This window comes from Micromonospora sp. NPDC047738, assembly GCF_040642675.1.
Lineage (GTDB): Bacteria > Actinomycetota > Actinomycetes > Mycobacteriales > Micromonosporaceae > Micromonospora.
In genome coordinates, this window is record NZ_JBEYSO010000004.1 from 215,423 (window position 1) to 235,751 (window position 20,329).

Consider the following 20,329-nt stretch of genomic DNA (forward strand, 5'->3'; position numbering starts at 1 on the left):
GGGACCACCCTCGAGCCCCGCCTCGGGCCGGCACCTGGCGACCCGCGGCCGCTGCGCGTGACCAGTCCGGCCCCGGCCGACGTGTGGGAGCAGGTGCTCGCCTCCGCGCCGAACGCCCTGCCCAGCCAGACGCCGACCTGGCTCCGCTGCGTGTGCAGAGTCAAAGGCTACGAGGACGTGTCGCGGCTCTACGAGACCGTCGACGGCAGGCGTCTCATCCTGCCGCTGGTCCGACGAACGGGGCTCGGTCCGATCCTCGCGACCGACTTCGGACTCCCCGTCGGCTGGGGACCGGGCGGGCTGGTCTGCGAGGACGGCGATCTCCGCCCGGAGGACGTCCGGATGGTGGTCGCCGACCTGGCACGGCGGCACGTGCTGAGCACCCTGGTCCGCCCCGACCCGGCGGCGGCCGGGACGTGGGAGGCCGTGGTGCCGGCGAGCGTGCTGCGCGAGAAGCGGATGACGCAGACGGTCTTCCTCGACGGCGGCTTCGACGAGGTCTGGCGCAAGCGGTTCCGCAGCGACACCCGCAACCGGATCCGCCGCGCGGAGCGGGCCGGCGTCGTCGTCGAGTGCGACGACACGGGCCGCCTGGTCCCGGTCTTCCATCAGCTCTACGGCGAGTCCGTCGACCGCTGGGCGCGGCGGGATCGGCTCCCGCTCCCGCTCGCCCGGCGGTTGGCCGCCCGACGGGAGCCGCACCGGAAACTGCGCACCGTCGCGGAGATGCTCGGGTCCCGGTGCCGGATATACGCCGCCCACCACGAGGGACGACCGGTCGCCGCGATCGTCGTGCTGTTCGCCGCGACGACGGCGATGTACTGGCGCGGCGCGATGCTGGAGCAGTTCGCCGGCCCCGTCTACGCCAACTACCTGCTGCACAAGACGGCGATCGCGGACGCGGTCGAGGCCGGATGCACGGTCTACAACATGGGCGACTCGGCGCGGGTGTCCTCGTTGGAGCTGTTCAAGAGCCGCTTCGGCGCTGTCAGCCAGGACTACGCCTGCTACCGGATCGAGCGGCTGCCGATCACCCCGCTGGTCGAGCGCGCCCGGGGCGGCGTACGGCGGATCCTGGCCCTCCGGCCGGTACGGAGTAGTGCATGATCCGTACACCGCCTGGCTTGCCGGGCCCGCCGACGGCGGTGGCGGGGCATCCGGAACCGCGACGGCGGGTGGAGGCGGCGACGGCCGCGCCCGGGCTCGCCCGGTCGGTGCTGGCCGGCCTCGACGAGGCCGGCGTGCGCTGGTGCCTGCTCCGCGGCGGTCCGGAGGCGCTCGTCGCCCCCGGGGACCTGGACCTCCTGGTCGCGCCGGCCGATCTCGCGCGGGCCGTGGCCGTCATCACGGCCCACGGGCTGATCCGCCTGGCCAGTCACGGCCGGGCCAGTCACCGGTTCTTCCTCGGGCTCGACGCGGCCACCGGATCGTGGGTCGAACTCGACCTGGTGACGGAGCTCGCCTACGGCCGGCACTTCGAGGTGCGCACCCGGGCCGCCGACCAGTGCCTGGGCCGTCGGGCACGCCAGGCCGACGGGTGGGTACTCGCGCCCGGAGACGAGTTCTGGGCGCTGCTGCTGCACTGCGTGCTCGACAAGGGCAGGTTCGCCGAGCACCACCTGCGTCGTCTTCGACAACTGGCGGGCCACGCCACGCTCGACGGTCCACTCGCCCGGGCGCTGCCGGACCGGGCGGCCCGGATGCTGCTGGCCTACTGGCGGGTCGATTGCCCGGCGGCGCTGCCGGCCGTCCGTCGGCGACTGCTCAGCACCTGGTGGCGGGCCCACCCGGCCAGCGCGGCCCGCCGCCTCGTCGGCTCGACCGCCCTGCACTCCGTCGAGCGGCCGTTGCAGGCGTGGAGCCGTCGGGGTGCCGGCGTTGCCCTGATCGGTCCCGACGGATCGGGGAAGTCCACCCTGGCCCAGGCGATCGAGTCGACGTTCTACTTTCCGGTCCGCCGCGTCTACATGGGGCTCTGGCCGTCGAACGAGGCGCCGCGCAGCACCGCTGAACAGGGCATACGCATCCTGCTACGCCCGTTCACCGTGTGGCGCCGCTACCTGGCGGCGGTCCGCCACCGGGCGCTGGGCCGGCTGGTGGTCTTCGACCGCTACGTCTACGACGCCCTGCTGCCGCCGCGCGGGCCGCTGGTCTGGCTCAAGCGACCGTACTTCCAGTTGCTGAGCCGACTCTGCCCGGCACCCGACGTGGTGCTGCTGCTGGACGTCCCGGGGCCGGTCATGCACCGCCGCTCCGGGGAGTACGACCCCGAGCACCTCGAGCGGGAACGCGAGCAGTACCGGCGGCTGCGCCGGCGAGTTCCGCACCTGGAGCGGGTCGACGCCGACCGGGCGCCGGAGCTGGTGCTCGCCGACGCGCTCGGCCGGATCTGGCGGCACTACGTCGAGCGGACGGCCCGGTGAGGGGCGCCGTACAGTGGGCGCAGCCGGTCCTGCGGGACCGGCTCGCCTGCTGGCTGCACCGGCCCGAACGGAGCTGGACCGCCACCGTCGCACCCCGCCTGGTCGCCCGGGCCACCACCACCGACGATACCCGGTGGCGGACCGAGTCCGTCGCCTTCACCAGCACGTCCGTCGCCGTGGCCACGGTTGGCAGCCGCGGGGCGGGCGAACGCTACATGGTCAAGGTGCCCTGGACGCATCAGGCCGCCGAGGGGCTGCGGCGCCAGGCCGACGTGCTCGACCTGCTGTGGACGAACCCACGCCTGCCCGGCCTGCGCTCGCTCCTGCCGTACTGCGTGGCGCGGGGTGAGGTCGACGGGCGCTACTACTGCGTGGAAGGGGCGCTGCGCGGCGCTCCGGCGAGCGGGATGATGCTGCGGCGTAGCCGGCGGGCCGCGCTGCTCGCCTCCGCCGGCCGGGTCATCCACGACCTCCACCAGCGCACCCGCGAACGGACCCTGCTCGACCGGGCCGCCCTGGAGGAGTGGGTGGACGTCCCGCTCCGGCGGCTGAGGGAGTTCGCCGCCACCCACCCGCGCCGTGGCCGGTTCCTGGACACGGTCTGGCGACTACGCGAGGAACTCGTCGTCGCCCTCGTCGGCCGCACCGTGCACACCTCCTGGATCCACGGCGACTTCTGGCCCGGCAACCTGCTGGCCACCTCACCGGACGGCCAGGTGACCGGGATTGTCGACTGGGACCGGGCCGCGGCACACCAACTCCCCCTGCACGACCTGCTGCACCTGCACGTCCTCGCCCGCCGGCTGGCCCGCGGCGACGAACTCGGCGAGATCGTCGTCCAGGCGCTACGGCATGGGATCGACCGGGCGCTCGACGTCCCCGCCGACGAGGCGGCCGCATGGCTGGACGGCATCCCGCCCCGACCGGCCCTGCTCCTCTACTGGCTACGCCACATCCTGCTCTTCATCGATTCGGAAGGTGACCATGACGATCCACGCTGGATCCGCGGAAACGTCGAACGCGTCCTCGCCAACGTCTGAGCCGGTCGCCGTCCTCGATCCGGCGGCACCGGCCCGGCTCGGCTCGGCCCCGACCGTGACCGTGGTCGTCTGCGTCTACACCGAGCGGCGGTGGCCTCAGATCGTCCGGGCGGTCCACTCGGTGCTGGCGCAGGACGTACCGGCGGACCAGGTCGTCGTGGTCGTCGACCACAACCCGGCGCTGCTGGAGCGGGTGTGCGCCACGTTCCCCGAGCTGACCGTCGTGCCGAACGCCGGCCCGCGCGGCCTGTCGGCGGCCCGCAACACCGGGGTGGCCCGGGCGACCGGCGAGATCGTCGCCTTCCTCGACGACGACGCGGAGGCGGAGCCCGACTGGCTGGCCCGGCTGCTGCCGCACTACCGGGACCAGCAGGTGCTCGCGGTCGGCGGCCACGCCGTACCGGCGTGGGAGGAGAAGCGGCCGCGCTGGCTGCCCCCCGAGTTCGACTGGGTGGTCGGGTGCAGCTTCACCGGCCAGCCCACCGAGGTCACCCCCGTGCGGAACGTCATCGGCTGCAACATGTCCTTCCGCCGGTCGGTGCTGAACCGCACCGCCGGCTTCGACCCGGCGCTCGGCCGGGTCGGCCGGACACCGGTCGGCTGCGAGGAGACGGAGCTCTGCATCCGGATCCGGCAGCTCGAACCGGACGGCGTGGTGCTCTACGAGCCCGCGGCCCGGGTCCGGCACCGGGTGACCGTCGATCGGACGACGTGGCGCTACTTCCGCCAGCGCTGCTTCTCCGAGGGACGGTCCAAAGCGGTCGTCGCCCGGCTGGTCGGTAGCGACGCCGGGCTCGCCACCGAGCGCACGTACACCCGCCACACCCTGCCCGCCGGGGTGCGCCGCGGGCTGCGCCAGGTCCGCGCCGGCGACCGCGCCGGCCTGCTGCGATCCGGCGCGATCGTCGCCGGCCTACTGGTGACCGCCGCAGGCTATGTCTCGGCCCAGGCCATGCGCGCCTCGCAGGCGGTCGGCAAGCCGGACCCCCGGCGGGCGGGCCCGGCGCCGGTACGGGTGCTCGCCGTCGAGCTCTCCGAGGGCGTGCCCGACATCCCCGACACGGGCGGCCCGGACGGCGCCCGGTACGCCGCGGCGCAGGTACTGGTCCGGCTGCACGGGGAGCCGCTCGGGCTGGTGGACGTCGCGCTGCCGGCCGGCGGGCTGACCGCGCCGGCGCTCACCGCCACGATCCGGGACCGCCTCGCCACGGCGATCGACGGGCACCTGCACCACGACGGCCTGCCCACGCTCGACCGGCTCGACACCCGCCCGGTCGGAGAAACCGTCGGCACCGGGTCGTGTCCGTCCCGCCGGCCTGCGGCGGCGCACGCCCCGTTCGTCACCGTGATCCTGCCGACGTGTGGACGCACGCCGCTCTTCGAATCCACCCTGGACTCGCTCGCCGCGCTCGACTACCCCCACTTCGAGATCGTCGTGGTGGACAACGCGCCGCAGGTGAGCGACACGGCGCGGACCATCGCCAGCCGCTCCGCCGCCGATCCGCGATTCCGCTACACGAGTGAACGGCGACCCGGCGTCGCGCAGGCCCGTAACCGGGGGCTGGCCGAGGCGCGGGGCGAGATCGTGGCCTTCGCCGACGATGACCTCGTCATCGACCGAGGGTGGCTGCGCAACCTCGTCGACGGCTTCACCGACGACGACGTGGTCGGGGTGACCGGTCACATCCTCGCCCGGGAACTCGACACGCCGGCACAGATCTGGCTGGAGCAGTACGGCGGTTACGGCAAGGGCTGCCAGCGGCGGAGGTTCGACCGGTCCGGGGTCACCACGCTCGATGCGGGAGACGCACGCCGCGTCGACCTGCCACCGCGCTCGCTCCACCCGTACCTGCCCGGATCGTACGGCTCCGGCGCCAACATGGCGTTCCGCACCGATGCCCTGCGCCGGTTGGGCGCCTTCGATCCGCGGCTGCGCAGCGGGGAGGACATCGACCTGCTGCTGCGTACGGTGCTCGCCGGACACGCGCTGACCTACGAGCCGGGCGCCATCACCTGGCACACGCACCGACGTGAGCTGCGGGCGCTGCGCCGGACCATGTACCAGTACGGGGTCGGCCTCGGCACCGTACTGACGAAGTGCCTGACGAGCGACCCCACCGCCCGACGCGAGCTGCTGCGGCGGCTACCCCGCGGCATCGCCTACGCCCTGCGGCCGGGGTCGGCGAAGAACAACCGGAAGCAGGAGGGCTATCCCGCCTCGCTGACCGTTCTCGAGCTCTGCGGGCTGGCGCTCGGGCCGGTCTACTACGCCGCCGCCGCGGCCCGATCAGGAAGGAGCCGCATGTGAACCGTCAACCGAAGACGGTCGTCCCCGTCCTCTGCTACCACAGCATCGGCGACGTACCCCGAGACAGCACGCTGCGCTGGTCGGTGTCACCGGGCGACTTCGACGAGCAGATGGCGCTGATCCGGGAACGAGGGCGTACGCCGATGACGGTGAGCGGCTACGCGGCCGTGCTGCGCGGGCTGGCTCCGCTGCCGCCGCGACCAGTGCTGATCACCTTCGACGACGGCTTCCCCGACCTCGCCGACACCGCACTGCCGGTGCTGCGCCGGCACCGGCTCACCGCCACCGCGTACGTCATCGCCGCGCGGGTGGGCACGGCGCCGGCACCGGACCGGGATCCGTCACTCGACTGGGACCAGCTCCGCGAACTGCACGCTCACGGGGTGGAGATCGGGTCGCACAGCCGGAGCCACCCCGCGCTCGACTGTCTACGCCCGACCGAGCTGCACCAGGAGATCGCGGGGAGTCGGCAGGTGCTGGAGGACGGTACGGGGACGTCGGTCCGGTCGTTCGCCTATCCGTACGGCTACCACAGCAGTGCCGTCCGGAGCGCGGTGCGCGCCGCCGGCTACTCCTCCGCCTGCGCAGTCAAGAACGCCCTGAGCCACCCGGATGACGACGTCTTCGCCATCGCCCGGGTGCTGATCGAGCGGGACACCGGCGTCGCCGGAATCGGAGCCCTGCTGCACGGCACCGGCTGGCCGCTGGCCTGGCGCGGCGAGCGGCTGCGCACCCGGGGTTGGCGCGCGTACCGACGGGCGCGCCACCTGGTGCACACGGCGCGTCCCCGACTGCACCAGCCGACCTCGTGACGGCAGCGGAGAGCACCAGGAACGGGAGGAGGGATGGCGTCGTGAGCGCCCAACGTGCCGGGACCGCGGACGCGCCGGTCGGCCGCACGGCTCCCGGTGGCAGCATCGTCGCCGCGCCGATCGCGTTACGCCTGCGGCAGCACCTGCGCGACCCGCTGAACGGCAACGTCTACGCGCTGATGCTCAACACGGTGGTGAGCTCGCTGCTCGGCATCGCGTACTGGGCTCTCGCCGCGCGCCTCTACTCGCCGACCGAGCTCGGCATCGGGGCGGCGACGGTGTCCACGATGACGTTTCTCAGCAACCTCGCCCAGCTCAACCTGAACGGGGCCCTCGCCCGCTTCCTGCCGGCCGCGGCGGGGCAGAGCGGCCGGCTCGTCGGGTACGCGTACGCGGTCACCTGTCTCGCGGCGCTCGCCCTGAGCGGCGGTTTCCTGCTGCTCGCTCCCCTGGTCACCGACCGGCTCGATTTCCTGCACCGCACCCCCCTGTTCGCCGTGGCGTTCGCCGTCGCCGTCGCCTGCTGGGGCGTCTTCACCCTGCAGGACAGCGTGCTGACCGCCCTGCGCGGTGTCGTCTGGGTCCCGATCGAGAACACCGCCTTCGGGCTCGCCAAGATCGGGCTGCTGGTGCTGTTCGCCGGCGTCGTGCCGAGCCTGGGCATCTTCGTCTCGTGGAACCTGGCGGTCGTCGCGGCGCTCATCCCCGTCAACATGCTGGTCTTCCGCCGGCTGCTGCCCCGACAGCGGGCACTGCGCACCGAATCGGCGCTGCCGGGCCGTCGGGGTCTCGCCCGGTTCGTGGCGCTGGACTACGTCGGATACCTGTTCATGCAGGCCGGTACGAATGCTCTGCCGCTGCTCGTGACCGCCCGGTTGGGCGCGGAGGCCAACGGCGTCTTCTACGTGGCCTGGCTGCTCGGCGGCTCGCTGGAGCTGGTGGCGTACCACTTCGGCACCTCGCTGACCGTGGAGGCCGCCGCCGACGAATCGCGGCTCGCGGCGTACGCGCGGCAGGTGCTGCGCCGGGGCCTGCTCCTCTTCGTACCGGCGGTCGTCCTGCTCTGCGCGTCGGCGCCGCTGCTGCTGGCCCTGTTCGGCAGCGACTACGCCGAGCCCGGCTCGGACACCCTGCGGCTCTTCGCCGTCGCGGTGCTGCCCAAGTTGCTGCTGACCGTCTTCGTCGCGGCGTCGCGGGTGCAGCGCCGGGTGGGGCGCATCATCGCCGTGCACGCATCCACGAGTGTCCTGGTCGTCTCGCTGGCGGTGGTCGCGATGGCGGAGATCGGGGTCGCCGGGGTCGGCGTCGCCTATCTCGCCGGACAGCTCGTGGTGGCGGCGGCCGTGCTGCCGTCGCTGGTGCGGCTGCTGCGGGCCGCGTCGTGAGCGGCGCCGCGGCCCTGCTGGCCGCCCCGGCCTCAGCCGGCCGGCGGATCCGACACGGCCTGCTCGCCGGTGCCGAGTGGGCTGCACCGACGGTGGCGCTCGCGCTCGGGGTCTGGGCCCTGCAGCGGGGGGACGCCGCCGACATCGGGTCGCTCGGCCTGGTCACCGCGCTCCGCCCCGAACTGTACGTCGCACTGGCGCTGCTGACCGCGAGCTTCCTCCGCGGCGTCTTCCGCCCCCGCCCGGCTTCCGATGCCCTGCTCGCCGCGCACGTGGTGGTGCTCGTCATCCTGCTCTTCGGCGCGGCGCCGATCATCGAGCCCCTGCCGCGGGTGATCTCGGGTTGGCTGCACGTCGGCTTCGCCGACTACATCGCCCGTACCGGGGAGACCCTGCCGGAGATGGACGCCCGCTTCAGCTGGCCCGGATTCTTCGCGCTGACGGCCATGGCGACGCGGCTGGGCGGGCTGCCGGACGCCATGCCGCTGCTCGCCTGGGCGCCGGTGGTGTTCAACCTGCTCTACGGCGTCGCGGTGTTCCGGCTCGCCCGGTTGCTGTCGACGGACGCGCGGACGGCGTGGCTCGCCCTCTGGCTGTTCTTCCCCGCCAACTGGGTGGGGCAGGACTACTTCGGCCCCCAGGCGATGAACTACCTCTTCTACCTGGTCCTGCTGATGGTGCTGCTCCGCTGGTTCCGCCCGGTCCCGCACGACAGCCGGCAGGGCGAGCGGACCTGGCGGAGCCCGACGGCGTTGCTGCGACGCCTGCTCCGGATCCCGCCGCGGCCGCTGCTGCTCGAACCGGGGGGCGATCGGGCCAGCCCGGCGTCGCTGGTCGGGCTGGTCGCGGTGGTCCTCGTGATCTTCGCGGCCAGCACGGTGAGCCACCAGCTCACCCCGATCGCGATCGTGGTCAGTGTCGGTGCGCTGGTGCTGGTCCGCCGTTGCACGCTCCGTACGCTGCCGGTCCTGCTGGCCGTCATGCTGATTGCCTACATCAGCTACGGCGCCGTCGCGTACTGGGTGGGGCACCTGGACGACATGTTCGGCTCCTTCGGCAATGTCGGCGGCACCATCAACGACGGGGCGGTCCAACGGGTACGCGGCGACGCGGGGCACCAGATGGTGGTGCTGCTGCGGGTCCTTCTCGCGATGGCGGTCTGGGGGCTGGCGGCCATCGGCGCGTGGCGACGAATGCGCCGGGGCCAGGCTGTCCTGGGCCTGCTGGCGCTCTCCGGTGCACCGTTCCTCCTGCTGGGGATGCAGAGCTACGGCGGGGAGATCTTCCTCCGGGTATACGCCTTCGCCCTGCCGTTCATGGCGATCCTGCTGGCCGCGCTGCTGGTCCCGGCGTGGCCGGCGCGGCGTCGCGTCCCCGCGGCCCTCGCGGCGGGCGCGCTGAGCGCCGTCCTCATCGGCGCGTTCTTCGTCGCCCGATGCGGCAACGACGCCTTCGAGCAGGTCCGCCCGGGTGACCACCGGGCCGTGGAATGGCTCTACGCGCACGCCCCGGCGGACGCCACGTTCGTCTCGGTGACCTCGAACGTCCCCTGGCGGGCGAAGGGCGTCGAACGGTACCAGTACCGACCCCTCGGCCAGGATCTCGGGCCGACAACGGTGCCCGCCATCGAGGAGGAGATGCGGGCCAACCCGAAGGGCGCCTACCTGGTCATGACGAAGGGCCAGTTCGTTTTCGCGCAGTCGTTCCTGGGCAAGCCGCGAGGCTGGGGCGAGGACCTGGAACGCCAGGTCGTCGACTCAGGACGGTTCCGGCTCGTCTACCAGAATCCCGAGGCGAGGGTCTACGTCCTCGGCAGCAGCGAAGGGGGCGGCCGGTGACCCAGATCGCCGATCCCGGCATCGATGCCAGTCCAGGTTCTCCGAGCCAGCCGGCCCCGCCCTCGCTGACGGACCTCCCGTCGGGTGTCCCGTGGTCAGCGTTGGTGACGCTGGTCGCCGGTGACGCCGTGCTCGCCCTCGTCCTCTGGGACGTGCCGGGCATCCTGCGGACCGTCAGCGTCCTCGCCTACCTCGCCGTGGCGCCGGGGCTGGCCTGCGCGAGGCTGATCCGGATCCCGGACGGCCTCACCCGGTTCGTCGTCGGCGTCGCGCTCAGCCTCGCCCTCGGCGTCCTGGTCGCGCAGGGGATGCTCCAGCTGCACCTGTGGTCGCCGCTGCTCGGGATCGTCACCCTCACCGTAATCGCGTCGCTGGCCGCCCTGATCGAGCTGGCCCGGGACGTGCTGCACCACCACCGGAGGCGACGGATGGAGCCGGCATGACTGACATCGTCCTCAGCGTGGCACGTTCCGGGCCCGTCCAGGTGACCGTGCTCACCCTGCTCGTGGTGGCGCTCATCGCCCGAATCGTGGCGCAGCTCGCCGCGCGACCGGCGCGGCTGGAGGTCCTCCGGACCCTCGACATGGTGGCCGCACCGCTGCTCGTCGCGTTCGTCGTCATCATCCTGCAGCGGTTCGCTGAGCTGAGCTGACCGTGGCCGGTGCAGCCCAGCTCACCCCCGCCCGTCGCGCCTTCACAGGCCGTGGCGGCGGTCGCCCGCCACCAGCTCGGTGATCCGTGCCTCGGACCGGGCCGAGAACGGATCCCGGTGGGCGGCGACCGCCTGCCGGGTCTCCTCGGCCACCAGATCGGCGTTGATCTGGGCGCCCGCGCCCGCGCCGGCCGCAGCGGCGGCGCCGACCTGGGCGGCCGGGTCGGTGACGTTGCCCGCGACCCACACTCCGGACACCTCGGTACGGCCGGTCGCGTCGGCCGGGATGTGCTCCCCGACCCCGGCGGGGTGCGCCGCCGGCCGCAGCCCGAGCGCCGCCAGGAACCCGGCCCGGGCCACCATCCGCGGCGCGACCACCAGGGCGTCGCGGTGGACCAGCCGGCCGTCGCCGAGGCGCACGCCCACGAGACGGTCCTGGATGACCTCCAGGGACGCCACCTCGCCGGCCACCACACGGACGCCGCGGGCGGCCAACTGCTCCGCCTGCTCATCCGTGGGCGGCGGCATGGTGTGGGGGAAGAACGTGACATCGGCGCTCCACTGGCGGAACAGCAACGCCTGGTGCACCGACAGCGGCCCGGTGGCCAGCACCCCGATCGCCCGGTCCCGGACCTCCCAGCCGTGGCAGTACGGGCAGTGGATCACGTCCCGGCCCCACCGGGCCCGCAGTCCCGGCAGCTCCGGCAGCTCGTCCACCAGCCCGGTGGCCACCAGCAACCGGCGCGCCCGGACGGCCCGGCCGTCGGTCAGCGCCACCCCGAACCCGTCGTCCGCGCGCGTCGCGGCGCCGACCTCGCCGGGCACCACCTGGCCGCCGTAGTCACGGACCTCCGCCCGGCCGCGCTCCAGCAGCTCGGCCGGGGACATCCCGTCGCGGGCCAGCAGCCCGTGCACCCCGTCGGCCGGGGCGTTGCGCGGGGCACCCGAGTCGATCACCAGTACCGATCGGCGTGCCCGGGCCAGCATCAGCGCCCCGCTCAACCCCGCGGCACCCCCGCCGATCACCACCACGTCATAGCTCTCCCTGAGCTGCTCGGTCATCCTGACCACCTCCCAGGGCAACCATCCGGGCCGCCTGCGAAAGTGGCAAGCTTTGTTGCTGTTATGGCAAGCTGATGGCATGGACGATGACCTCGACCAGGCGCTCGACGCGGTCGGCCCCCGGCTGCGCGCGCTGCGGCGGCAGCGCGACACCACGCTCGCCGAACTGTCGGCCGCCACCGGCATCTCGGTGAGCACCCTGTCCCGGCTGGAGTCCGGCACCCGCCGGCCCACCCTGGAACTCCTGCTCCCCCTGGCCCGGGCCCACGACGTCACGCTCGACGAACTCGTCGGCGCCCCGCCCACCGGAGACCCGCGCATCCACCTGCGCCCGGTCACCCGCCACGGCATGACCATGCTGCCGCTGACCCGCCGGGCCGGCGGCATCCAGGCGTACAAGCTGGTGATCCCCGCCAACGGCCGGCGGAACGAACCCGACCCGCAGACCCACGAGGGCTACGAATGGCTCTACGTCCTCAACGGGCGGCTGCGGCTCGTCCTCGGCGACCACGACCTGGTGCTCTCCCCCGGCGAGGCGGCCGAGTTCGACACCCGCGTACCGCACTGGTTCGGAGCCGCCGACGCCGAACCGGTCGAGTTCCTCAGCCTCTTCGGCCGGCAGGGCGAACGCCTGCACCTGCGTGCCCGCCCCACCACCGGCTCCCCGCGCTCCGACCGAGTTGCCGGATGAGCGCAACCCGGTCCGCCGCCCAGGCCTGGGACGAGGAGTACCGGCGCGGCAGGTACCAGGACGAACCGCCGGTCGCGTTCGTCGCCGACATCCTGGCCGCCGCCCGTCGAAAGGGCGCGACCGACGGGCTCTACGTCGGCTGCGGCAACGGCCGCAATCTGCTGCCGTTGGTGGACGGCGGGCTCGACCTGCTCGGCCTGGACATCTCCGCCGAGGCGGTGTGCCAGCTCGCCGACCGGCGACCGGACCGGGCCGGGCGGCTGCGCCACGGCGACCTGGACTCGTTGCCGCCCGGGGCGACCTGGCCGTTGGTGATCGGCATCCAGGTCTTCCAGCACGGCGACCGCGGGCAGGCACACCGGCAGGTCCGCGCGGCACAGCGGCGGGTCGCTGCGGGCGGTTTGATCTGCGTACGCGTCAACGCGGTCGGCACGGACGTGTGGCCGGCGCACGACGTGGTCGAGCGGGCACCCGACGGCGGATTCACCGTGCGCTACACGGCGGGGCCGAAGCGCGGGCTGGAAATCCACTTCTTCAGTGCGGCGGAGCTGGACCAGCTCTTCGCGGGGTGGACACCGGTACTTCCGGCCCGGCCGCAGCGCACCGAGCGGGACACCCCCGGCACCGGGCAGTGGACGCAGTGGGAGGCCATCTGGCGACGCCCGGCGGAGCTGGTCACCCCATAACCAGACCCCGCTGCCGCACGGGGTAGCCGGGTGGCGGTCAGCTGCCCTTGGCTGATCCGGCGGCGGCACCCTGCGGTCGCCCGCCTGGTTGCCGAGATGGTGACGGCAACCTGGACTGGCCGGCCCCAGGTGCGTCGACGGGCAACGCCTCGAGCTGGAAGCGGCTCAGCAGGTCGGGCAGGAACGTCGCGAGGGCGGTGGCGGTGTTCTGCCGGTCGCCGCCGCCGTCGTGCAGGAGCACGATGGAGCCGGCCCTGGTGCCCTCTGTGACGGTGGCGATGATGGCGGCTGCTGCCGGTTCCTCCCAGTCGCGGGGGTCCACCGCCCAGTGCAGACCGGTCATGCCCAGGTCCTCGGCGACGTCGACAAGCTGTGGGGTCCAGTTCCCGCCCGGCTGCCGGAAGTACTTGATCGGGGCCTGCGGTGCGGCGGCGTGGATGGCCTGGCTGGTCCGGAGCAGATTGCCCTCAATGTCCAGACGTGGCCGGCTGCCGAGGTCGAGATCCTCGTTCCAGGTGTGGTTGCACAAGGTGTGACCGTCGGCCACGATGGCCCGCACGAGTGCCGGATACGCCGCCGCGTTCTTGCCCAGCAGGCAGAACGTCGCCTTGACGTGGTACTGGCGCAGTGTCTTCAGGACGAGCGGTGTCCAGGTGGGATCGGGCCCGTCATTGAAGGTCAGCGCCACCTGCGCCGTGCCGGTGGTCAGCTGGACACCGGTGGGAACGGGCGATTCGGTGGCGGACGGCGCTTCGGCCGACGATGACGCGTGCGGCAGCAGGGACCGGCTGATCAGATAGACGCCGCCGACCAGCACCGCCAGCACCAGGGTCAGGACGGCGGCGCGCAGCGCCGGAGACCGGCGCATCAGGTTGTCCTTCGGCTGTCTGCCGCCGCAGGCATGTCATGGCTGGTCACTGTCGCCCTCTCTCTCCCGATCCGACAGTCGCCACGTTAGCCGCCAAACAATCCCGGGTCGCTTATACGAACAAAATCACCTCATTCCTGGAATTTCGGCACCCAGCTACGTGAGCACGGCCGGCGAGGCGAAATACGAATGCGACTCTGGCCGGAGTCCGGGCACGACCCGACCTTGAGCCCCTTCTCGACACCGAACCCGGATCGGTCGGGCCGGACGATATTCGCCAGTGGACGCAGCCGGGGGCTGGTCCGCCGCGCAGGTGGACACGCCGCAGCCGGGCACAGGTCGACCTCGTGCGCACGACGGCGCGACTTCGCCGCCCGGCAGCAGTTCGCAGGTTCCGCCGCCGCCGGCGGTCGTGATTGCGTCCGGTCGGGACGAAACACCAGCCAGCCGCGTTCGCCGACCAAAATTCCCAGGCTCCTGAAACCGTTTTCCGCACCATCGGCCCAGCCCGGGTCGAGGCGCCAGGTACCGCCGCCGAAGAAAAGAAATCGGCAGCCGATCGAATCCCTCCACGCGCAGCGTTCGACACCTCCCGATCCTTCACGCTCCACGCTGATTCATCCGGGACTGCCGACCATCGACCGTCCGGAAACCCAACGACCGACCTCGGCGCGGCGCAGCGCCCCGGCGACACGCCCCGCCGCGCCCGCCGACGCCGAGCCGACCTCGGAGCACACGAAACAGCAGGTCAGACCGATGATCCCGACGATCGGGATACGCGCACCCGACCCCAATGCGCCCATATTGACCGTTATCGAGTACATCGATGAGCATCTTTGCCGCACAACCAATCTTTCGGGCATTCCACCCGAGCGTCCGACATTCATCCGGCAAGTTCAATCGATGTCCGTCAAGTCCTTGACGGACTCTCCACCCGCCCGCAAGATATAGGCGGTCATCGCTTGATGGATGGCCCCACGGCTATCCATTCGCCCGACCTGCGAGCACGGGGAAAGAGGCAAGGACGCTTCTTACGCTCGCCATCGAAAGCTTGCGGCAACACCTGACGCAATTGTTCACGGGGGGCAAGGAAATGTGCCGGGACGGCCGGCACATGGGCCGCCTGACGCGTGAAGGAGAGACGCAGTGAACCCGCTGGTCTCAGTCGTCATACCCTGCTACAACCGGGCGCGCACGGTCGAGTTGTGCGTACGGTCGGTGCGGCAGCAGACGTATCCGGCCATTGAGATCATCGTGGTCGACGACGCGAGCAGCGACGGCTCCGCCGGCGTGGCCGAGTCGGCCGGTGCCACCGTCCTGCGCCTGCCGACCAACAGCGGCCCCGGGGCCGCCCGGAATCTGGGCGCCGAGCGGGCTCGCGGCGAGATCCTGTTCTTCCTCGACGCGGACGTCGCACTCGAACCGGGAAGTGTCGCCGCGGCGGTCGCGAAGCTGCGGTCCACGCCGCGGCTGGGTGCGATCTGCGGGGTACTGCGACCGGAGTCGCTGCTGTCCGACAACCTCGTCGCCGAGTACCGGGCCCTGCAGATGTACCACTGGTGGCTGGCCCGGGAAGGCCCCATGGAAGGGCTGCACACGGCCCTGTGCGCGATGCGTGCCGAGGTGTTCCGCGAGATCGGACCGTTCAATCCCGACCTGCGGCACACCGAGGCGCCGGAGTACGGGCACCGGATCCGCCAGCGCTACGACGTGCACAGCACCGCCGCGATCGCCGGCGTCCACGACCACGACACCACCCTGCGGGTGCTGCTCCCGAAGGTGTTCCTGCGGGCCCGCGCCAGCGCGGCCGAGGTGCGGCGCGGCGAGGTGCTCGGCGGCGCCGCGTCACGCGTGCTGGCCAGCGGCCTGGTCCTTGCCGCCGCGCTCACGCTGCCCGTACCGCTGGTCGGCTGGCCCGGCGGCGTGGCGGTGCCGCTGGTGCTCGTCGCCGTGGCCAGCGCGCTGGAGGCAGACACCTACCGCCGGGTGGTTGCCAGCCGGGGATTCCGCTTCGGACTGCGGTTCGCCGCGGTCCACCTGCTCTACCAGCTCACCTCGGCGGCCGGAGCGGCGATCGGGACGGCAGAGCGACTGCTGCGCCGCGCCACTTGGCGGGCCACCCCCTCGGTCGAGGTCCCCCGGTGACCGTTCTCCTCCGGGATCGCACGTGCTCCGCGCGGGCCACGGTCGCGGGCACCGTACTCCTGGCCACCGTCGGCACGACGGTCGCGGCCATCGCGGTCGTGCACTGGGTCGCGGCGCGGACCGGGAGCGCCTGGTCGCCCGGTGGCGACCTGGCGGTCTACCGGGACGCCGCCGAGGCGATCCTCGCGCGCCGTTCGCCGTACGAGGTCAGCCGCGCCGGATACGGGTTCGTCTACCCGCCGTTCGCCGCGCTGGCCCTGACTCCGCTGGCCTGGCTCAGCCCGACGGCCGGGTTCTGGGGCTGGACTGTGCTGTCGGCACTCGCCGTGCCGGCCGTGGTGTGGCTCCTGGTCGCCCACCTCACCCCCGTCGGGGACCGGCGGCGGCCGACCCTGCTGGCGGTCGGCACCCTGGCCGTGCTGCCGCTCTCACCGATCGCGGGAACGCTGCTGCTGGGCAACGTCAACACCATCCTGCTGGCGCTGGTCCTGGTCGACCTGCTGCTGATCACGGGACGGCACCAGGGGATCCTGCTCGGGGTCGCCGCCGGGATCAAGCTGACGCCGCTCGTCTTCGTCGGCTACCTCCTGCTGACCGGCCGCACCCGGGCCGGCGTGACCGCCCTGGCCAGCTTCCTCGGCACCGCGGCGATCGGCTTCCTGCTCCTGCCCGCCGCCTCCGCCACCTACTGGGGCGGCGCCTTCCTGGACAGTTCGCGGACCAGACCGCCGGGCGAGGAGGCGTTCGGCAGCTCCGTCCGGGGTGCCGTGCTGACCCTCCTGCCGGGGCCCACACAGCCTGCCTGGCTACCGGCGAGCGTCATGGTGGGCGTGGTGGGGTTGACCGTCGCGGTGTGGGCGAGCCGGCGGGGCGAGGAACTGACCGGGATCCTGGCGTGCGCGGTGACGGGCCTGCTCATCTCGCCGGTCACCTGGTACGCCCACTGGGTCTGGTGCGTGCCGCTGCTGGCGCTGCTGGCCGCGCGTACCTGGCACCGGCCTCGCCGCGCGCGGCTGCTCGTCGGTGGCCTGTGGCTCGTGTTCGCCCTGCCGCTGCCGTGGTGGGTCGCGTACGTCGTCGGCTGGGCGCCGGTCCCGGAACGGGCCTGGGTGGCGCCGGTCGAGCTGCTCTACACCCTCACCGGCGCGGGGCTGCTGGTCCTGGCCGTGGCGTGGCTGCGCCGCACCGACCCGGAGCGGCCGGGCCATGCGACGGTTGGCGGGAGGCGCTGATGCGGGCGCCCGACGCGGTCGCGGTGATCGTGCCGAACTTCAACAAGGCCAAGACCCTGCGCGCCTGCCTCGAATCCATCTACGCCCAAACCCACCAACCCACCGAAGTCATCGTCGTCGACGACCACAGCACCGACAACTCCCCCACCATCGCCCGCGACTTCCCCTGCACCCTCATCCACACCCCCACCAACCAAGGACCAGCCGCCGCCCGCAACACCGGCGCAGCCGCCAGCACCGCCCCCCTCCTCTTCTTCGTCGACTCCGACACCGCCCTCGCCCCCGACGCCATCGCCAACGCCATCCACACCCTCCACACCACCCCCCACGCCGGCATGGTCCAAGGCATCTACGCCCCCCACCCCCTCTACGACGACGGCCCCATCGAGGCATACCGCGTCGCCTTCGAACACCACTGGCGCAAACGCAGCGTCGGACGGGCCCGGGCGGCGACGCTCTTCGCGGCCAGCCTGATCCCCCGTACGGTGTTCACCGAGGTCGGTGGGTTCGACGAGCGGCTACGCACCGGGGAGGACGCCGAGTTCGGCACCCGGATGCCCGACCGGTACCGGCTGGTGGTCACCGACACGGTGGTGACCCGGCACGACGACGTGGATCGCTTCCTACCGTTCGTGCGGGAGCAGTTCAGCTTCGCGACCGCCACCCCGCTGGTCATGCTCCGTGCCGGACGGCGCCGCAACGCCGGCACCGGGATGCGGGTGAACGCGGTGTCGCCGACGGGGCTGGTGCTGTCCGGGCTGAGCCTGCTGACGCTGCCGTTCCTGCTCGTCCTGCCGTGGCTGCTGCCGCTGTGGCTCGCCCTGCTGGTGGCGTCCACCGCGATGAGCCACGACTTCCTCCGCTTCACCTACCGGCTGCGCGGCGCCGGCTTCGCCGCGTACGCGACGGGCATGCACACGCTGTTCTACGCCCTGGCGGTGGTCGGCACCGGGGTGGGCGCCCTGCGGGTCGCCTACGTCCTGGCCCGGGGGTGGGCGCGGTGACCGGGCCCGACGCGGTCGCGGTGATCGTGCCGAACTTCAACAAGGCCAAGACCCTGCGCGCCTGCCTCGAATCCATCTACGCCCAAACCCACCAACCCACCGAAGTCATCGTCGTCGACGACCACAGCACCGACAACTCCCCCACCATCGCCCGCGACTTCCCCTGCACCCTCATCCACACCCCCACCAACCAAGGACCAGCCGCCGCCCGCAACACCGGCGCAGCCGCCAGCACCGCCCCCCTCCTCTTCTTCGTCGACTCCGACACCGCCCTCGCCCCCGACGCCATCGCCAACGCCATCCACACCCTCCACACCACCCCCCACGCCGGCATGGTCCAAGGCATCTACGCCCCCCACCCCCTCTACGACGACGGCCCCATCGAGGCATACCGCGTCGCCTTCGAACACCACTGGCGCAAACGCAGCGTCGGACGAGACACCGGGGCGCTGCTGGCCGCGGCTCTCCTCCCCCGCGCGGTGTTCACCGAGGCCGGCGGGTTCGACGAGCGGCTACGCGACGGCGAGGACGACGAGTTCGGCACCCGGCCGCCCGACCGGTACCGGCTGGTGGCGACCGATACCGTGGTCACCCGGCACGACGACGTCGACCGGCTGCTTCCGCTGCTGCGCGAGCAGTTCGTGCGGGCCGCCACAAAGCCCCTGCTGATGGTGCGGACGTGGCGGCGGCAGCGGGCCGGTGCGACGGGCGTCCGGGTGGGGATGATGTCACCGGACCGGTTCCGGCACCTCGACTGGTCCGCGCGGATCACCCTGGTCGCGTCGGGGCTGGCGTTGTTGACGGTGCCGTTGACCGTGGCCGTGCCCTGGCTGCCGCTGACCTGGCCGGCGTTCGGCGTGGTCGTCGTCGCGGCCAACCACGGGTTTTTACGGTTCGCCTACCGGTTGCGGGGGCCCCGGTTCACCGTGTTCGCGGCCGGGATGCACCTGCTGGCCCACGCCACGCTCGTCGCCGGGCTCGCCGCCGGAGTGCCGCGGGCCGCGTACCTGCTGCTGCGGGAGCGGACCCGCGGGGCGCGGTCGCGCCCGGCGGAGGCGGGGGCGGGGGCGGGGGCGGGGGCGGGGGCGGGGGCGGGGGCGGGGGCGGGGGCGCGGCGATGATCCTGGACCCCCCGCTCGGCCCGGAACCCGCCGCCGAGCGATCCGGGAGGCGGTGGCGGCCCCGGCTGTGGCGGCTGGTCACGGCGGTGTTCGGCCTGGTCGTCACAGTCGCCGTCGGGCGGGCGTTGGCCGACCAGGACTGGTCGGTCGTGGCCGTCCTGCTGAGCCGGCGCGACGGCGTCCAGATCGGCCTGCTGCTGGCCGCCGCCCTGCTGGCGGCGACGGTGGGGCCGTTGCTGGGAATGCTCTCCTGGCGGACCGTCCTGCTGGAACTCGGTCCGCCGGTCAGCCTGACGCGCGTCGTACGAATCTTCTTCGTCGGGTTCCTCGCCAAGTACGTCCCCGGCAAGGTGCCGGGCGTGGTCGCCGCCGTCAAGGTGGCCACGGCCAACGGGGTGACGCTGTCCCGGACGCTGGTGGCGGGGACGCTCAGCATGCTCCTGGTGCACTCGACCGGGCTGACCGTCGGGCTGCTCACCGGCGCACAGGTGCTCGGCGGCCGGGCGGTGTGGCTGGTGCTGCCTGCCCTGCCGGTGCTGGTGGTGGTGTGCTGGCCGGACGTGCTCGGCCACGTCACCCGCCTGGTGCTACGGCTGCTGCGCCGGCCCGAGCCGGCGGCGGCGGTGTCCGGCCGGGCGGTACGGGTAGCGGTGGCGTGGCAGACCCTCTCGTGGCTGGTCAGCGGCCTGCATTTGTGGCTGCTGGCGGTGGCGATGGGAGCCGCCCCCGGGCGCGCGCTGCCGCTGTGCGTCGGGGCGTTCGGACTGGCGACCGTCGTCGGCGTGCTGGCCGTCGTCGTACCGGACGGGCTCGGGGTGCGCGAGGCCGTGCTCTCCGGAGCCCTGGCACTGGTGCTGCCGGTGCCCTCGGCGGTGGCGGTGGCCGTGGCGAGCCGGTTGGTGACCACGGTGGGCGAGGTGGTGCTCGGCGGGGCCGCGCTGGGGGCGGTGGAGGTGGTCCATCGAAGGTCGTCCGCATCGGATGCGGCGTTCGTGAGGGAGATGAGCGGTGATGCGCAGGTTGATCGGGCTTGAGGAGTGCGAACAGCTGACGACGCGGGAG

At 72.8% G+C, this 20,329-nt stretch carries 19 protein-coding genes; 16 read left to right on the forward strand and 3 right to left on the reverse strand.

Going from position 1 to position 20,329, the window contains the following annotated elements; genetic code table 11:
* The first annotated feature begins 57 nt into the window (after positions 1-57).
* The 9 genes from ABZ783_RS09140 to ABZ783_RS09180 all read left to right on the forward strand — a co-directional run bounded on the left by ABZ783_RS09140 (position 58) and on the right by ABZ783_RS09180 (position 10,458).
* A complete protein-coding gene (locus tag ABZ783_RS09140) occupies positions 58-1,107 on the forward strand; it encodes a GNAT family N-acetyltransferase (RefSeq protein WP_357435617.1) in 1,050 nt (349 codons plus the stop codon).
* A complete protein-coding gene (locus ABZ783_RS09145; RefSeq protein ID WP_357435619.1) occupies positions 1,104-2,423 on the forward strand; it encodes a hypothetical protein in 1,320 nt (439 codons plus the stop codon). The genes ABZ783_RS09140 and ABZ783_RS09145 overlap by 4 nt, the downstream gene beginning before the upstream one ends.
* A complete protein-coding gene (locus ABZ783_RS09150; RefSeq protein WP_357435621.1) occupies positions 2,420-3,463 on the forward strand; it encodes an aminoglycoside phosphotransferase family protein in 1,044 nt (347 codons plus the stop codon). Before ABZ783_RS09145 ends, ABZ783_RS09150 begins: the two co-directional genes overlap by 4 nt.
* Complete coding sequence (locus ABZ783_RS09155) at positions 3,408-5,771, forward strand: glycosyltransferase (protein ID WP_357435623.1); 2,364 nt, start codon at positions 3,408-3,410, stop codon at positions 5,769-5,771. The genes ABZ783_RS09150 and ABZ783_RS09155 overlap by 56 nt, the downstream gene beginning before the upstream one ends.
* On the forward strand, positions 5,768-6,583 hold the full coding sequence (locus tag ABZ783_RS09160) for a polysaccharide deacetylase family protein (protein WP_357435625.1): 816 nt from the start codon (positions 5,768-5,770) through the stop codon (positions 6,581-6,583). The genes ABZ783_RS09155 and ABZ783_RS09160 overlap by 4 nt, the downstream gene beginning before the upstream one ends.
* Positions 6,584-6,624: 41 nt before the next feature.
* The gene (locus ABZ783_RS09165; RefSeq protein WP_357435627.1) at positions 6,625-7,968 is read left to right on the forward strand and encodes a hypothetical protein; all 1,344 of its coding nucleotides are present in this window, start codon (positions 6,625-6,627) and stop codon (positions 7,966-7,968) included.
* Positions 7,965-9,806, forward strand: a complete 1,842-nt coding sequence (locus ABZ783_RS09170; protein WP_357435628.1) for a hypothetical protein — start codon at positions 7,965-7,967, stop codon at positions 9,804-9,806. Before ABZ783_RS09165 ends, ABZ783_RS09170 begins: the two co-directional genes overlap by 4 nt.
* A gap of 104 nt (positions 9,807-9,910) precedes the next feature.
* Positions 9,911-10,249, forward strand: coding sequence for a hypothetical protein (locus ABZ783_RS09175; RefSeq protein ID WP_357435629.1), 339 nt, complete (start codon positions 9,911-9,913; stop codon positions 10,247-10,249).
* Complete coding sequence (locus ABZ783_RS09180) at positions 10,246-10,458, forward strand: hypothetical protein (protein WP_357435630.1); 213 nt, start codon at positions 10,246-10,248, stop codon at positions 10,456-10,458. The genes ABZ783_RS09175 and ABZ783_RS09180 overlap by 4 nt, the downstream gene beginning before the upstream one ends.
* 42 nt (positions 10,459-10,500) lie before the next feature.
* Here the strand turns inward: ABZ783_RS09180 and ABZ783_RS09185 are convergent, their stop codons facing one another.
* Positions 10,501-11,520, reverse strand: coding sequence for an NAD(P)/FAD-dependent oxidoreductase (locus tag ABZ783_RS09185; protein WP_357435632.1), 1,020 nt, complete (start codon positions 11,518-11,520; stop codon positions 10,501-10,503).
* 79 nt (positions 11,521-11,599) lie between these two features.
* Between ABZ783_RS09185 and ABZ783_RS09190 the strand changes: the two genes are divergently transcribed.
* Positions 11,600-12,211: an XRE family transcriptional regulator gene (locus ABZ783_RS09190; protein WP_357435633.1), complete on the forward strand. Its 612-nt coding sequence runs from the start codon at positions 11,600-11,602 to the stop codon at positions 12,209-12,211.
* The gene (locus ABZ783_RS09195) at positions 12,208-12,897 is read left to right on the forward strand and encodes a class I SAM-dependent methyltransferase (RefSeq protein WP_357435635.1); all 690 of its coding nucleotides are present in this window, start codon (positions 12,208-12,210) and stop codon (positions 12,895-12,897) included. The genes ABZ783_RS09190 and ABZ783_RS09195 overlap by 4 nt, the downstream gene beginning before the upstream one ends.
* A gap of 37 nt (positions 12,898-12,934) precedes the next feature.
* On the opposite strand, the gene ABZ783_RS09200 is transcribed toward ABZ783_RS09195, so the two are convergent.
* Positions 12,935-13,765, reverse strand: a complete 831-nt coding sequence (locus tag ABZ783_RS09200) for a polysaccharide deacetylase family protein (RefSeq protein ID WP_357435637.1) — start codon at positions 13,763-13,765, stop codon at positions 12,935-12,937.
* 617 nt (positions 13,766-14,382) lie between these two features.
* Positions 14,383-14,589, reverse strand: coding sequence for a hypothetical protein (locus ABZ783_RS09205; RefSeq protein ID WP_357435638.1), 207 nt, complete (start codon positions 14,587-14,589; stop codon positions 14,383-14,385).
* Between the two features lie 322 nt (positions 14,590-14,911).
* Here ABZ783_RS09205 and ABZ783_RS09210 point away from each other — a divergent pair, with 322 nt between their 5' ends.
* From ABZ783_RS09210 to ABZ783_RS09230, 5 genes are read left to right on the forward strand one after another with little or no spacing between them, the layout of a single operon-like run.
* Positions 14,912-15,910 (forward strand): glycosyltransferase family A protein, encoded by a 999-nt coding sequence (locus ABZ783_RS09210; protein ID WP_357435640.1) that lies wholly within the window; start codon positions 14,912-14,914, stop codon positions 15,908-15,910.
* Positions 15,907-17,142: a glycosyltransferase 87 family protein gene (locus ABZ783_RS09215; protein WP_357435642.1), complete on the forward strand. Its 1,236-nt coding sequence runs from the start codon at positions 15,907-15,909 to the stop codon at positions 17,140-17,142. The genes ABZ783_RS09210 and ABZ783_RS09215 overlap by 4 nt, the downstream gene beginning before the upstream one ends.
* A complete protein-coding gene (locus ABZ783_RS09220) occupies positions 17,142-18,146 on the forward strand; it encodes a glycosyltransferase family A protein (RefSeq protein ID WP_357435644.1) in 1,005 nt (334 codons plus the stop codon). Before ABZ783_RS09215 ends, ABZ783_RS09220 begins: the two co-directional genes overlap by 1 nt.
* Positions 18,143-19,267 carry a glycosyltransferase family A protein gene (locus ABZ783_RS09225; protein ID WP_357435646.1) on the forward strand — a complete coding sequence of 375 codons (1,125 nt, stop codon included), beginning with the start codon at positions 18,143-18,145 and terminating at the stop codon, positions 19,265-19,267. Before ABZ783_RS09220 ends, ABZ783_RS09225 begins: the two co-directional genes overlap by 4 nt.
* On the forward strand, positions 19,264-20,301 hold the full coding sequence (locus tag ABZ783_RS09230; protein WP_357435648.1) for a lysylphosphatidylglycerol synthase domain-containing protein: 1,038 nt from the start codon (positions 19,264-19,266) through the stop codon (positions 20,299-20,301). Before ABZ783_RS09225 ends, ABZ783_RS09230 begins: the two co-directional genes overlap by 4 nt.
* Positions 20,302-20,329: the final 28 nt, after the last annotated feature.

What these genes read in the sequence shown, in the direction of transcription:
- ABZ783_RS09155 (WP_357435623.1), top strand. Translation starts at nt 3,408, where the DNA reads ATGACGATCCACGCTGGATCCGCGGAAACGTCGAACGCGTCCTCGCCA.
- ABZ783_RS09185 (WP_357435632.1), bottom strand. Translation starts at nt 11,520, where the DNA reads ATGACCGAGCAGCTCAGGGAGAGCTATGACGTGGTGGTGATCGGCGGG.
- ABZ783_RS09190 (WP_357435633.1), top strand. Translation starts at nt 11,600, where the DNA reads ATGGACGATGACCTCGACCAGGCGCTCGACGCGGTCGGCCCCCGGCTG.
- ABZ783_RS09230 (WP_357435648.1), top strand. Translation starts at nt 19,264, where the DNA reads ATGATCCTGGACCCCCCGCTCGGCCCGGAACCCGCCGCCGAGCGATCC.
- ABZ783_RS09195 (WP_357435635.1), top strand. Translation starts at nt 12,208, where the DNA reads ATGAGCGCAACCCGGTCCGCCGCCCAGGCCTGGGACGAGGAGTACCGG.
- ABZ783_RS09200 (WP_357435637.1), bottom strand. Translation starts at nt 13,765, where the DNA reads ATGCGCCGGTCTCCGGCGCTGCGCGCCGCCGTCCTGACCCTGGTGCTG.
- ABZ783_RS09180 (WP_357435630.1), top strand. Translation starts at nt 10,246, where the DNA reads ATGACTGACATCGTCCTCAGCGTGGCACGTTCCGGGCCCGTCCAGGTG.
- ABZ783_RS09205 (WP_357435638.1), bottom strand. Translation starts at nt 14,589, where the DNA reads ATGTACTCGATAACGGTCAATATGGGCGCATTGGGGTCGGGTGCGCGT.
- ABZ783_RS09220 (WP_357435644.1), top strand. Translation starts at nt 17,142, where the DNA reads ATGCGGGCGCCCGACGCGGTCGCGGTGATCGTGCCGAACTTCAACAAG.
- ABZ783_RS09145 (WP_357435619.1), top strand. Translation starts at nt 1,104, where the DNA reads ATGATCCGTACACCGCCTGGCTTGCCGGGCCCGCCGACGGCGGTGGCG.